The sequence below is a fragment of the Alkalimonas collagenimarina genome, assembly GCF_030717845.1.
Taxonomy (GTDB): Bacteria; Pseudomonadota; Gammaproteobacteria; order Enterobacterales; family Alteromonadaceae; genus Alkalimonas; species Alkalimonas collagenimarina.
In genome coordinates this window covers 23,607-37,787 of the sequence record NZ_JAUZVZ010000020.1, presented here as the reverse complement: position 1 = coordinate 37,787, position 14,181 = coordinate 23,607, and the positions used below count along the sequence as shown (strand labels likewise).

The 14,181-nt window shown below is 48.5% G+C and carries 11 protein-coding genes; 8 read left to right on the top strand and 3 right to left on the bottom strand.

The genetic code is table 11. The features are described 5' to 3' along the window. Positions 1–2: 2 nt before the first annotated feature. Entirely contained in the window at positions 3–1,373 is a 1,371-nt protein-coding gene (dnaA, locus tag Q3O60_RS13240) for a chromosomal replication initiator protein DnaA (RefSeq protein WP_305894420.1), read from the bottom strand. A gap of 462 nt (positions 1,374–1,835) precedes the next feature. Between dnaA and rpmH the strand changes: the two genes are divergently transcribed. The 5 genes from rpmH (at position 1,836) to mnmE (ending at position 5,698) form a co-directional block, all read left to right on the top strand. Next, entirely contained in the window at positions 1,836–1,973 is a 138-nt protein-coding gene (gene rpmH, locus Q3O60_RS13235; protein WP_091342706.1) for a 50S ribosomal protein L34, read from the top strand. Between the two features lie 20 nt (positions 1,974–1,993). Beyond that, a complete protein-coding gene (gene rnpA / locus Q3O60_RS13230; protein WP_305894419.1) occupies positions 1,994–2,350 on the top strand; it encodes a ribonuclease P protein component in 357 nt (118 codons plus the stop codon). Then, the gene (gene yidD / locus Q3O60_RS13225) at positions 2,317–2,568 is read left to right on the top strand and encodes a membrane protein insertion efficiency factor YidD (protein ID WP_305894418.1); all 252 of its coding nucleotides are present in this window, start codon (positions 2,317–2,319) and stop codon (positions 2,566–2,568) included. The genes rnpA and yidD overlap by 34 nt, the downstream gene beginning before the upstream one ends. A 3-nt stretch (positions 2,569–2,571) precedes the next feature. Then, on the top strand, positions 2,572–4,233 hold the full coding sequence (gene yidC / locus Q3O60_RS13220) for a membrane protein insertase YidC (protein WP_305894417.1): 1,662 nt from the start codon (positions 2,572–2,574) through the stop codon (positions 4,231–4,233). A 100-nt stretch (positions 4,234–4,333) separates the two neighbouring features. Next, positions 4,334–5,698, top strand: a complete 1,365-nt coding sequence (gene mnmE / locus Q3O60_RS13215) for a tRNA uridine-5-carboxymethylaminomethyl(34) synthesis GTPase MnmE (protein WP_305894416.1) — start codon at positions 4,334–4,336, stop codon at positions 5,696–5,698. 52 nt (positions 5,699–5,750) lie between these two features. Here the strand turns inward: mnmE and Q3O60_RS13210 are convergent, their stop codons facing one another. Beyond that, positions 5,751–6,968 (bottom strand): hypothetical protein, encoded by a 1,218-nt coding sequence (locus Q3O60_RS13210; RefSeq protein WP_305894415.1) that lies wholly within the window; start codon positions 6,966–6,968, stop codon positions 5,751–5,753. 139 nt (positions 6,969–7,107) lie between these two features. On the opposite strand from Q3O60_RS13210, the gene Q3O60_RS13205 reads away from it, so the two are divergent. Both Q3O60_RS13205 and Q3O60_RS13200 read left to right on the top strand, forming a co-directional pair. Beyond that, the gene (locus tag Q3O60_RS13205; protein WP_305894414.1) at positions 7,108–8,421 is read left to right on the top strand and encodes a DASH family cryptochrome; all 1,314 of its coding nucleotides are present in this window, start codon (positions 7,108–7,110) and stop codon (positions 8,419–8,421) included. 105 nt (positions 8,422–8,526) lie between these two features. Beyond that, a complete protein-coding gene (locus Q3O60_RS13200) occupies positions 8,527–11,718 on the top strand; it encodes a DEAD/DEAH box helicase (RefSeq protein WP_305894413.1) in 3,192 nt (1,063 codons plus the stop codon). A 52-nt stretch (positions 11,719–11,770) separates the two neighbouring features. Here the strand turns inward: Q3O60_RS13200 and Q3O60_RS13195 are convergent, their stop codons facing one another. Continuing rightward, entirely contained in the window at positions 11,771–13,543 is a 1,773-nt protein-coding gene (locus Q3O60_RS13195; protein ID WP_305894412.1) for a DEAD/DEAH box helicase, read from the bottom strand. A 169-nt stretch (positions 13,544–13,712) separates the two neighbouring features. Here Q3O60_RS13195 and mioC point away from each other — a divergent pair, with 169 nt between their 5' ends. Next, complete coding sequence (gene mioC / locus Q3O60_RS13190) at positions 13,713–14,156, top strand: FMN-binding protein MioC (RefSeq protein ID WP_305894411.1); 444 nt, start codon at positions 13,713–13,715, stop codon at positions 14,154–14,156. Positions 14,157–14,181: the final 25 nt, after the last annotated feature.

Sequence of the window (14,181 nt, the reverse complement as noted above, 5' to 3'; positions counted from 1 at the left end):
TATTATGACGACAAGGTGCGCAGTAAATTTTGAAAGTCTTCTTTTATTTCGTGTGTTTCTTCTTTTAGCGACTCAATCTTGCGGCAGGCATGCAATACCGTAGTGTGGTCACGCCCACCAAAAGCATCACCAATTTCAGGTAAGCTGTGATTGGTCAGCTCTTTGGCGAGCGCCATCGCCATTTGACGAGGCCGGGCGACCGAGCGACTGCGCCGCTTCGACAATAAATCGGCCACGCGGATTTTGTAGTACTCTGCTACGGTTTTCTGAATGTTTTCAATGGTAACCAGCTTATCTTGCAAGGCCAGTAAATCGCGAAGCGCTTCGCGGACAAAATCAATGGTGATGGGGCGGCCGGTAAAGTTGGCATTGGCAATCACCCGATTCAAAGCGCCCTCTAACTCACGCACATTGGAGCGTAACCGCTTGGCAATAAAAAAGGCGACTTCTTCCGGTAGGCGGATCTGGTTTTCCTGCGCTTTTCGCATCAGGATCGCCACGCGGGTTTCCAATTCTGGCGGCTCGATCGCAATAGTCAGACCCCAACCAAAGCGGCTTTTTAGACGATCTTCCACACCATTAATTTCTTTTGGGTAACGATCGCTGGTCAAGATGATTTGCTGGTTGCCTTCGAGCAAGGCATTAAACGTATGAAAGAACTCCTCTTGTGAGCGCTCTTTATTGGCAAAAAATTGAATATCATCGATAAGCAGCGCATCGACCGAGCGGTAGTAACGCTTAAATTCCTCAATAGCGTTATTTTGCAACGCTTTTACCATATCCTGCACAAAGCGCTCAGAATGCATATAGATGACTTTGGCGTTTTCTTTTTGCGCCATAATGCCATTGCCAACCGCGTGCAATAAATGCGTTTTACCTAAACCGGTACCGCCATAAATAAATAAAGGGTTGTAGGCCGTACCTGGATTATCGGCCACCTGACTGGCCGCTGCACGAGCTAACTGGTTGGATTTACCTTCAACAAAGTTTTCAAAGGTGTAACTGGCTTTAATATTCGACTTGACGATGGTTTTTGGCGCTGGTTCTGGTCGACTTTGCTGACGGGTCTGGCTGGGGATCAGATGGGCCTTATTGGCCTCACTGACTTCATGCTCGGCAACCGTTTGTGGCCGACTACCGACATCAAACCGCAGGCGAGGAGCATTATCACCGCAGTAATCCTGAATCAACTCATTGATTCTATTTAAGTATTTCTCGCGAACCCAATCCAATACAAAACGATTTGGTGCATAGAGTGTCAGGGCTTCATCAGAACTGGATGCCTGCAAGGGACGGATCCACATACTAAAATGCTGAGCTGGTAACTCCTGCTGCAAGGTCTGCAAGCAATTTTTCCACACAGATAGGTACACCCTGTCTCCCTGAGCTTTATTATGAGGCTATTGCGCACTGAATTTATGGCTAAGTCTGTATTATGATCCGATCTTATCCACAAGTTCAATATTGACTTTTTATAAAAAAGGCTTTGCTTAGACTATAAAGTCTATCTATTTGATTAGTAGCTATTAAATATTGCGAATTAATCTAAAAAAGTGCAATGGCCCATACCGGTGAACTGATCAGTTCAACGCTGGCTTTCTTGGTATTTGTACACACTTTATTCAGACAAAGCCACCACGCCTGTGGAAAACCATTATTAATTACCAATAGCGTAAAGGATCTGTCGAGATAATCGTCAGGATCGCATTGACTTTGTCAGCCAGACTACGTAAAATTCGCGCTCATTTTTATCAACTGTGTTTTGGTGTATCACTGAGGTAATACTAAAACAGAGCAGTCAACTTTAGTGTTATTTCAAGCGGACGGACAAGTTTATGAGCAAAAGAACATTTCAACCCAGCGTATTAAAACGTAAGCGTGTACATGGTTTCCGTGCTCGCATGGCTACCAAAAATGGTCGTCAGGTCCTGGCACGTCGTCGTGCTAAAGGCCGTAAGCGCTTAGCTGTCTAATTCGACAGTTTAAGTGCTGCGTGCGCAATTTTAAATTCGGCAGGGAGTTACGCCTGTTAACTCCTGGCGAATTTAATCAGGTCTTCCAACAGCCTTTTCGGGCTGGGTCCCCTCTGTTTACTATACTCTGTACCCCTACCGACCGAACTAATCCCCGATTAGGTCTGATCATCGCAAAAAAACGTGTTAAATTAGCCGTGCAACGCAACCGGATCAAACGCTGTATCCGTGAAAGTTTTCGCTTGCAACAACATCGGCTGCCTAATATCGATTTGGTGGTGATGGTAAAAGGGCAAATCAGTGCCACAGAAAATGAAGAGCTGAGAACTCAATTGGAGCGGATATGGAACAAAATTTGTCGCCATTACAACGCTTAGTCCTGACTATGCTGCGTGGCTATCAAACGCTGCTCAGCCCATTGTTTGGACCCAGTTGCCGCTTCCACCCAAGTTGCTCCCATTATGCCGTTGAGGCCATCACTCGATTTGGTGTGCTCAAAGGGTCTTGGTTAGCAGCGAAACGTCTATTAAAATGTCACCCCTTACACTCTGGGGGTCACGATCCCGTTCCTGAAAAGCACAATGAGAAAAGCTAACCTATGGACTCGCAACGTAGTATTTTAATCATCGCGCTCGCTTTCGTCAGTTTTTTGCTGTGGCAACAATGGCACAAAGACTATGGAGAAAAGCCTGTCGCCAGCCAGCCTCAAGCTGAACAACAAGACCGTATCGATTCTGGCGATTTGCAACTGACCTCGGACGAGTTTGGCTCTCAACCGGTCGCTGAGATAACGCCCACAACCACAACGGCTCAGCGGCAGCAACTCATTCAGGTTGAAACCGATGTATTGCAGCTGGAAATTAACACCCGTGGTGGTGATATTGTTGGCCTGAAACTGCCACAGTACGAGCAAACCAAAGACAGTGGCACACCATACGTCATGATGCGCCGTGTGACTGGCTTTGAGTACATTGCCGAATCAGGCTTAATTGGTACCCATGGGCCAGATGATAGCCGCAGTAGCGAAGGCCGTCCGGTGTATCAAAGCAGTCAGTTGAGTTATCGCCTGGCCGATGGTCAGCAAGAACTAATCGTGCCGCTCACCTACGAGCGTGATGGCTTGCTGATTGAAAAGCGCTTTATTTTCCGTCCGGGCCAGTACGATATCGGTTTAGAATATCTGGTGCATAACCAATCGGATGAAGTACGGGTGGTGCAAAACTATCAACACCTGATGCAAAGCATTGAGGGCAAAGACAGTAGCTTCTTTATGCCTATTTATCGCGGCGCTGCCTATGGCAGTCAGGACGATCGCTATAAAAAATACAAGTTTTCAGACATGCAAAAACGCAACCTGTCGATCCCAACGGTAGGTGGCTGGGCTGCCATGCTGGAGCATTACTTTGTCGCGGCCTGGATCCCAGATCAACATCAAAACAATCAAATTTACAGCCGGGAGAATCGTGGCAGAGGCGTAATAGGAACTCTTGGTCCTGTAGTTCAACTGGCGCCAGGTGAACAAACCACCATTGCAGCTACCTTTTATGCTGGCCCCAAAACCCAGGATAACCTGGCGGAGCTAGCCAATGGCCTCGACCTAACGGTTGATTACGGTTTCCTGTTTTTTATATCGCAACCTTTATTCTGGTTACTGACCTTAATTCAGGGTTTTGTGGTTAACTGGGGTGTAGCCATTATCTGCATCACCATCATACTGAAAGGCTTGATGTACCCGCTGACTAAAATTCAGTACGAATCCATGGCGAAGATGCGTAATTTGAAGCCGAAGATTGAGGAGTTGCAGGCTCGCTACAAAGACGACCGGCAGAAACTTGGCCCGGCCATGATGGAGCTGTACCGCAAAGAGAAAGTCAACCCGATGGGCGGCTGCTTACCTTTGTTGCTGCAAATGCCTATTTTCCTGGCATTGTACTGGGTGTTCGTGGAAAGTGTCGAAATACGCCATGCACCCTTTATGCTTTGGATCCAGGACTTGTCGGCACCAGACCCATGGTACATTTTACCGGTGCTGTTTGGTCTGAGCATGTTTATGATGCAAAAGCTGACACCGATGACGGTCACTGACCCAATGCAGCGCAAGCTGATGATGTGGATGCCGGTTGCTTTCTCCGTGTTCTTTATCTGGTTCCCAAGTGGCTTGGTGCTGTACTGGCTGGTCAGCAACCTGATCTCACTGGCACAGATGCTGTATATCTACAAAGGTATGGAAAAGAAAGGCTTGCATAGCAAGAAAGCTTAATCTGACCGCAAAATCAGGGTATGGTGAGCATCATACCCTGACAGTAATACCTTAAGCCTGTTTGCCAACTGCAACAGGCTTTTTCGATTAAGAGGCAATCATGTTTAACACCGATACCATCGCCGCTTTAGCCACCGCTCCCGGCCGGGCCGGCGTCGGTATTATCCGTATCTCCGGCCCGGCTACCCAAACCGTTGCTCAGGCGATACTGCACAAGCTGCCTAAAGCACGCTATGCCGAGTACCTGCCGTTTTTTGACCAGCAGAAACAGGTCTTGGATCAAGGCATTGCTCTGTACTTCCCCGGCCCTAATTCCTTTACCGGCGAAGATGTCCTTGAACTGCAAGGGCATGGAGGCCCGGTATTGCTGGATATGCTGCTACAACAGGTACTTGCCCTGCCCGCTGTGCGCATTGCCCGCCCGGGTGAATTTAGTGAGCGCGCCTTCTTGAACGACAAGTTGGATCTGGCTCAGGCCGAAGCCATTGCTGATTTAATCGATGCCAGCTCTGAACAGGCTGCCCGTTCCGCCATGCATTCACTGCAGGGCGAATTCTCTGCCCGTATTCACGCATTGGTGGAAAAGGTCATTCATCTGCGTATTTATGTTGAAGCAGCCATCGACTTTCCTGATGAAGAAATTGATTTTCTGTCCGATGGTAAGGTGGCAGCAGACTTAGCGGATATCATCAACGATTTAGCCACCATACGCCGTCAGGCCATGCAAGGCAGTATCCTGCGCGAAGGCATGCGGGTGGTTATTGCAGGCCGGCCCAATGCCGGAAAATCCAGTTTGCTGAACGCTTTGGCCGGGCGTGAGGCCGCTATCGTCACAGAGATAGCTGGTACCACTCGTGACGTACTGCGCGAACACATCCATGTCGATGGTATGCCACTGCATATTATCGACACAGCAGGGCTGCGTGAAGCCAACGATCAGGTCGAACAAATAGGTATCGAGCGGGCCTGGCAGGAAATTGAGCAAGCCGACCGCGTGCTCTTTATGGTGGATGGCACCACCACCGATGCCACCGACCCCCATGCCATCTGGCCAGACTTTATCGATCGCTTACCCGCCAAATTAGGCATCACCGTCATTCGCAATAAAGCCGACCTGACCAGTGAACCAATGCAAGCTGACCTTGAAAGCGCCGTACCGGTGTTTCGGTTATCGGCAAAAACGGGTGCTGGCATTGATGCGCTGCGCGAGCACTTAAAACAATGCATGGGTTTTGAAGGCAACACCGAGGGCAGCTTTCTGGCTCGACGCCGCCACTTGGATGCCCTGGAACGGGCCAGCGAGCACTTATCAACGGGGCAAGACCAGCTGCACAGCTACATCGCAGGGGAAATTCTGGCTGAAGAACTACGCCTAACCCAGCAGCATCTGAACGAAATCACCGGTGAGTTTAGCTCCGATGATTTATTGGGGCGGATATTTTCCAGTTTCTGTATCGGGAAATAAATCATGGCCTACATAGTAGCTGATTCAGATAACCGGGTATCAGTATTATCGCTTAAAACGGGATATGTACCTGCACATTGCCCCCACCGAAAGATAAATTGTGCAACTCTATTGTTGGGTTGACCCGGATCACAGCGCCACTTTGTTGATGCAACAAGAACTCCACCATAGGCACTAACTTCGCCATGATGCCACTGAAATCAAGCGGTTCGTCATCATCCGGTCTTTGCCCTTTGATATCGGCATAACTGAGCATTAAAGCAGGTTTCAGGCGGATCCAATCACGCCAGTTCCAGGCAAAGCCGCCATAAAGCATCCACTCATCGCGCTGTTCCAACATCTGTAGCTGGGTAAGCTGAGTCTGATCCTGCTCTCGTAACGTCAGGTAGCGTACACCACCCCAATAATCAATACGTTGCGACTGCCGTGATTGCAACTCCAGGCTGGTATCGGAAAACTGTCGGCGCAGTTGCAGCACCAATGCGTCGCCCTGAAGTTGTTGGCGCAGGCCATAAAGTCCCTGACTTTGTAGCCCGATCTGCCAGTTCGCTGAAACAGGCAGCAACCAACCAATACCTGCAGAGTACTGCTTATCCGTCCATTGCTGCTCCAACTCAGGCTGATGGTACTCCATTTGCCGATTCAGATTGGTAAAGCCGTACAGCTGTTGGCCTGCGGCAAAGGACGTTCCTGCCGCCAGATGCAAGGTTAAGGGTTTACGCTGGTAGAAGCTGCTGTCATAGGTTTTACTGTTGTACATCGCATCGGGAGAAATAACAGTCGCTCGCAGCCATTGATTCGCCCGTGGCCGCCAAACGCCCTCAACCTGAAGATCAATCTGTTCCTTACTGCCTTGTACATCACCCCATACACCCAGCTCCAACCGGCCATCAGCACTAGCGTAGCCGCTGCCAAATAAAGTGCGGTCAAAACGACCATCCAGGTCTTCATCACGACGAAAACGGACGCCGACAAACATCGGCACATCAAATTGAACCCGCTTTTGCAGATGGGACTGAACATAAAACTCACGGCTGCGGGTGCTACCAGCCGTACCATACCAGCCATCATCAGCCCATGTATCTTGCATCCGAACTACCGGCATGGCTTGAAAACTAGAACGGTGCAAAAAGCTTTCTTCATTCAGCATAAAGCTGCGGCCATCCAACCTTTCCAGCCGAAAAGGCTCAGGCCCGGACCATCCATAAGCTTGTACCTGCACAGATACTACCAGCATACTGCTGAGCAGCATTGTTTTCATCACAGCCATATCTATCCTTTCCCGCATGTTTAATCATCTCTGTTACTTAGGTTAGCATAGTGATCATCAGCTCCAAATCAGTTTGGTCTGCTCAACCGTTCTGAGCGTAAAAAAAGCAACGAAGTGATGAAGAAGTGAAGTAGTAACTATGCACAAAGTCGGACTATTTTGGTTTCAGCAGGATTTACGGTTAAGCGATAACTCCGCCTTACTGACCGCCTGTCAGCAATGCACGCAGCTTATTATGGTGTATTGCGCCGAACCGGGTTGGTTTTCACCCGGCCACTATAATAGCAAGCGCATGGGCTCGCAGCGCTGGCGCTTTGTACTGGATAGTGTGCAGGAGCTTCAACAGCAACTGAAACAAGGTGGTCAGCAACTGCTGATCCGTTTTCAATCCCCGGTACAAGCCATCAGTGAGCTGATCAGTCACTATGAAGTCGATGCCATTTATCGTAGCCGTCAACCGGGGTTTTATGAGCAACAACAGTGGCAACAAATCCAGTCTCGCTTTCCTTATCTGCATTATTCGGAGATCGACAGCAACACCTTATTCGAGCAACAACAATTGCCGTTTCCGTTGCACGAACTACCCGCCAGTTTCAGCCAATTTCGCAAACTGGCCGAGCGCTTAAAGGTGCTGCCAGCACAACAGGCACCAACTCATATTCCTGTTAGCCCGGTGAAAGATGCCTTGTGCGCCGACTTACCCGCTTATCCTCACTGGTTACAACCCATAATGTATGGCGGTGAAGCCAGTGGTCAGCAGCATCTTCAGCAGTATTTCAAAGGGAGTTTAGCTAGCCATTACAAAGAAGTACGAAATGAATTGGACGGCTTTACCAACTCAACCAAATTTTCAGCTTGGCTGGCCAGTGGTTGCATCTCACCACGGCAAGTTATCTCGGCGTTAAATGATTACGAAACACAACATGGCCAGAATGACTCCACTTACTGGATTTACTTTGAGTTGCTATGGCGCGAGTACTTCCATTGGTATAGCCACTGCTTTGGCAAGCAATTGTTTTTACGCCATGGCATTAAAACGCAGCACTCCTTACACACCAGTTTTTATCCACAGCGTTTTCGAGCCTGGTGTGCTGGCAATACGCCCTATCCTTTGGTCAATGCCTGCATGCATCAATTGAACGACACCGGATATCTATCAAATCGAGGCAGGCAGATTGTCGCCAGTTGCTTTGTCAACGAGCTGCAACTGGACTGGCGCTATGGTGCTGCCTGGTTTGAGCAACAACTGATCGATTACGATGTAGCAGTGAACTGGGGCAATTGGCAATATCTGGCAGGTGTTGGTGTCGACCCTCGAGGTCAGCGACACTTTGATATAGCCAAACAACAAAGCCGTTATGATGCCGATGGCAGCTTTATCAAACGTTGGAACGGTGGAAAGGCGCATTCGGCGCTGGACTGGGTCGATGCAGCCGATTGGCCCTGTAGCTGAGTACTTTTGAGCAAAACTTTAGTGGCATTTTTATGCAAAGCGCTGGGGTCAAGCGGCTAAAACCGTTACAATACCCGTTTGCGTAAAAATGCTGACAGGAACCGAATGCCAGAGCACACCTCCATTGAGTTTCCACTTTCCGAGCAAGAGCTGATCCTGCGTTATGGCCCGGCGGTGCACCAACGTGCCCTCAGTTATCTGCAGCAAAACAAAGTGTTTCGTGTTGAACACGACGAGAATTTTGCCAAGATAGAAGCTCAGGTTTGGGGCAACTCCTTGATCCCGTACCGGCAAAAAATTCGTCTACAGCGCAATGGCAATGATTGGCAATTGGATGCTCGCTGCAGCTGTCCAGTACGTAGTAACTGCAAACACACTCTGGCGGTCTTGCTAAAAGTCATCCAGCAACAGCAGGAAATGGGTCAGCAGCAACAAGCCAAACTGCATCAATGGTTGCACACACTGCAACAGGCTGATCAACTGGCACCAGATTTTGATTACAAAGATCGAGTGCTGTATATCCTGGAAATGACTAATCAGGGTTTAGCCATGTCGCCTCGTCGGGCCCGCCGCCTGAAAAAAGGTGGCTATGGACAGGGCAGCTTGCTCAGCGAGCATGACTTTCGTCAAGGTTACATTCCTCACTGGGGATGCAGTGAAGATTTTCGTTTACTCAGCCTGATCAGCAGCCAAAACCGCTTTGGCCAACTGTTGTTGAAAGAACAATGGGGCGCGTTGGCGCTAGAGAGCATCCTGCAAAGTGGTCGTTGCTTCTTGCAAAGTGTGCAAGCACCGATTGAGCGTGGCCCCAGCTTACCGCTGCAACTAAACTGGCAACAAGCGAGCGACCAGCGTCAACTTCAAGTGAGCATCGAAGGGCTGGATAAGTGGCAATTGATTGATACCACACCCCCAATGTATCTGGATGCCAAACAGCGGCGTATCGGTCTGATTGAAACTCAGCTTGGCGGTGAACAACTGCAGCATTTACTGCATATGCCTGCAGTACCTGATGATGAATTGGCTCATGTCTGGTTTAGTATGCAACAAGCCTTGGAAAGCACAGCCATACCGGCACCAGATGACATAGAAATAAAGCAGATCCATCAAGATCCGGTTGCCAAACTTATCTTGACCATGCAACCCGATGGCCGTGGAAAATCAGGTCCGGTCGCCAAACTGATATTTGGTTATGGTCCACTTGAGCTCAACCCGGCTCAATCTGAGCAAGACCACATCAGCCATCATTGTCAGGGGCAACAACATTATGCCATTGAGCGCAATCTGGCATTGGAGCAGACTGCTCAACAACAACTAAGTGAGTGCCAACTTTATCCATTGAAACCAAATAGCACAGAACCAGTTCAATGCTTCAGTGTTATCGATGATACACCACAAAGTTGGCTGGGCTTTATCGAGCAAGACATTCCCTGGTTGCAACAACAAGGCTGGCAAGTTCGTCAGAGCCAGAGTTTTGATCTGGGTATCATTGATGCTGACACCGAGTTGGAAGTCACCAGCGATGAACCAGGCTGGTTTAAACTGGATATGACCGTACAGGTCAATCAGGAAGCGGTACCTATCCTGCCCTTGGTGCAACAATGGCTGCATCAGCATGGTGAGCCTGACAGCGAGGCTATACTCTGGCTCCCCCTGCCTGATGGCAAAACCTTGCGTTTATCTGCGGAGCAGCTGCAACCGTTGTTCAGTACTTTGCTCGAATTTATGCAGCAAGGTGATGAGCAAAAAAAACTACGTCTACCCATTCATCGAAGCCAACTGTTGCAGCAATTGCCCGAGCAGCACATCACCTTCACCAGTGCCGATCATATCCGTCATCTGAGTGAAAGGTTGCAAAATTTTAGCGGTATCGAGCCGGTGCCTGCCCCGGAAGGACTACAAGCAGAATTGCGGCCCTACCAGCAACAAGGGTTAAACTGGCTACAGTTTTTACAACATTATGGCTTTGGTGGCATTCTGGCCGATGATATGGGGCTGGGTAAAACCTTGCAAACGCTGGCCTTTTTATTGCACCAAAAACAAATAAAACCCGATGGTTTTTCCGCTATGGTGATCTGCCCAACCAGTCTGATTGGTAACTGGCAACAGGAAACTCAACGCTTCACACCGGCACTCAAGGTGTTAGTGATCCATGGCCAACAGCGGAGTAAAGAACTGGTAGAGCTCGATACCGCCGATCTCATCATCACCACCTACCCATTGGTCGCTCGTGATATGAAGCATTATCAGGCCAGACCGTTCAGTCACATTATTCTGGATGAAGCGCAGCAAATTAAAAACAGTCGCAGTCAAACTACAGCGGCTATTCGTAAACTGCGCGCCAATTTCAAACTCTGCCTTTCAGGTACTCCGCTTGAAAACCATTTGGGTGAACTAAAGTCGCTGTTTGATTTTGCCTTACCGGGCTTGCTTGGCACGGATGCATTTTTTCGTAATCAATTTAAAAAACCGATTGAGCGTGAGCAACAGAGCAGTCGCGCCGTTGAATTACGGCAGCGGGTCGCTCCGTTTATGCTTAGACGAACCAAATCTCAGGTGATGAGCGAGTTGCCAGATAAAGTTGAAATTGAACAATTGCTGGAGCTCGATCAGGATCAACGCCAGCTGTACGATAGCATTCGCCTGAGTATGGAAAGTCGTATTCGCCAGTTGTTTGCTGAAAAAGGCATGGCCAAGAGCCAAATTGAATTTCTCGATGCCTTATTAAAATTACGGCAGGTATGTTGTGATGCAAGGCTAGTGAAACTAGAAAGTGCCCAAAAAGTACAAACCAGTGCGAAATTAATTTGGCTGCAAGAAAATTTGCCAGAAATGATTGAAGAAGGCCGTAAAATTATTCTATTCAGTCAATTCACCAGCATGTTGGCACTGATTGAAGAAGCCATTCAACAACTGGGGATCCCTTACGCTAAATTAACCGGCCAAACCAAAAAACGGCAACAGCAAATTGATGCATTTCAGCAAGGTGATGTGCCACTGTTTCTGGTGAGCTTAAAAGCCGGAGGCACCGGCTTAAATTTAACTGCAGCCGATACCGTCATTCATTACGACCCCTGGTGGAATCCAGCCGTGATGCAACAGGCTACCGATCGGGCCCATCGTATTGGTCAGGACAAGCGAGTGTTTGTGTATAAACTCATTGCAAAAGACACGGTTGAGCAAAAGATCCAAGTGCTGCAACAACAAAAACAAGCCTTAGCTGATACGCTATTTAGTGGTCGGGCAGAAGGAGTCTGGCAAGGCAATGCCGATGAGTTATTGCAGTTATTCAGCTAAAAAAAATCCTGCCGGAAAAGGCAGGATTTTTTAATCATAACCCGTTTTGCTGTTAGCTTGGGCGACGCTTTGGTGCGGCACCAGGGCGTGGGCCCGGACCTTTGCGTTCAGGACGGGCAGCGGCACCTGTCGAACCCGCTTTATCAACGGTAATATTCAGCTTCTGCTTACGAACATAGACCTTCTTCAGGTGCTGAAAAATTTCAGCTGGAATATTAGCCGGTAATTCAACAGTACTAAACTGATCATGCAGCTTAATGTTGCCGATAAACTGACTATCAATATTGGCTTCATTGGCAATAGCACCAACAATATCCCCCGCTCTCACGCCATGCTCTTTGCCCACTTCAATACGATAGGTATTAAAGTCTCCTTGCATTTCACGACGCTGACGAGGCGCACGATCAGGGCGATCTGAGCGGCTTGGTCGCTCAGCGTTATCACGACGTGGACGATCATTACGTTGCTCACGTTCGCGCTTGCCTTGAGGTTCACGGATTTCCGGAAATTGTGAGGCAACATTGAGCGGTTGATCTTTTTGCGCTAAATACAATAAAGCAGCAGCCAATTCTTTATCAGTGCATTCAAGCGACTCTTGCCATTGTCCAATCAGTTCCTGATAAAAGCTAAGATCTTGCGTTTCGTTGGCCTGAGCCAATTCAGCACGGAAGTTTTGAATACGGCGTTGCTCAATGACAGCACCTGTAGGCAATGCCATTTTTTCAATCGGCTGACGCGTTGCATGCTCAATGCTCCGCAACAAACGACGCTCACGTGGTGAGACAAACAAAATCGCTTTACCTTCACGACCTGCACGGCCAGTACGGCCAATACGATGCACATAGGCTTCGCTATCATACGGAATATCGTAGTTAACGACTAAACTAATACGCTCAACATCCAAACCACGAGCAGCTACATCGGTCGCCACTACTACATCCAACTGACCATCTTTGATACGGCGAATGGTTTGCTCACGATGCGTTTGGTTCATATCACCATTCAGGCTCGCCACAGCATAACCACGGGCGCCCAATTTCACAGCTATTTCTTCGGTAGCACTTTTGGTTCGAACAAATACGATACTGGCATCGTAATCTTCACCTTCCAGCAAGCGGGTTAAGGCATCCAGCTTTTGATTATTTTCTAACATAACAAAGCGTTGGCTAATGCGTTCAACCGTACTGGTTTTGGTAACAATTTTTATCTCATGAGCATTGCTTAAATGCTTCTGAGCAATAGCACGAATTTGTGTCGGCATCGTGGCAGAGAACATAGCCACCTGACGGCCTGGCGGTGTCTTATCCATGATCACCTGCACATCATCGATAAAGCCCATACGCAACATCTCATCGGCTTCGTCCAACACAATGGCTTTTAGTTTATCCAGCACCAAGGTACCGCGATCCAAGTGGTCCATAATACGGCCAGGTGTGCCTACTACCACCTGACAACCGCGCTTTAAAGAACGCAATTGATTGCTGTAGCTCTGGCCACCATAGATTGGCAATACATGGAATTGCGGCAAATACTTGGCGTAGGATTGAAAAGCTTCTGCCACCTGAATGGCCAGCTCTCGGGTTGGAGCTAACACCAAAATTTGCGGCTCACGTTGACCAGCATCCAAGCGGGCCAGTAAAGGCAGCGCAAAGGCTGCAGTTTTGCCGGTACCGGTTTGGGCCTGACCCAACAGATCAGCGCCAGACAGTAACTTAGGGATAGATTCCGCCTGAATAGGCGAAGGAGTTTCATACCCCAGTTCTGCAACCGCTTTTAACAACGGTTCTGGTAAATTCAACTCAGCAAATGATGTCACTTCAGACATATACAATAAAACCTCAATACACAAAGGCAGGCAACATTAACGTGCTATTCTGGTTTTTACTTCGCCTGCACTGAGTAAAAACACCAAAAATTTGGCCATGCCCATTGCATGGTCAAATCATCTTCCAATTGTAGTATAGTCAAACATCCAGCAAAAAAAGGAATGAATCATGATCCAAATCCTCGTTGGCAGCCAGATGGGTGCAGCGGAATATGTGGCAGAACAGGTTGCGGAAACAATGGTATTGGGTGGTTATGAAGTTACACTTCAACTGACTCCCGATTTGGATCAAATTGCCAATTCAACGAACTGGTTATTGATCACCTCCACTTATGGCGCAGGGGATCTGCCTGATAATATTCAACCCTTCGCGGATCGATTAGCACAAGATCGGCCAGATCTTACCACAGTTTCATTCGCAGTGATCACTTTAGGTGATTCAAGTTACGATACTTTTTGCCAGGCAGGACGAACCTTCAGCCAATTACTGCAGCAACTGGGCGCAAAACCATTATTAGACTCGCTAGAGATTGATGTCCAAGATGCTGATTTACCAGAAGATCAAGCATTGATCTGGTTACCAGAGTTACTCGCACGCTTACCCCACGACTGATCCAAACGGATCCCACTATACAAGG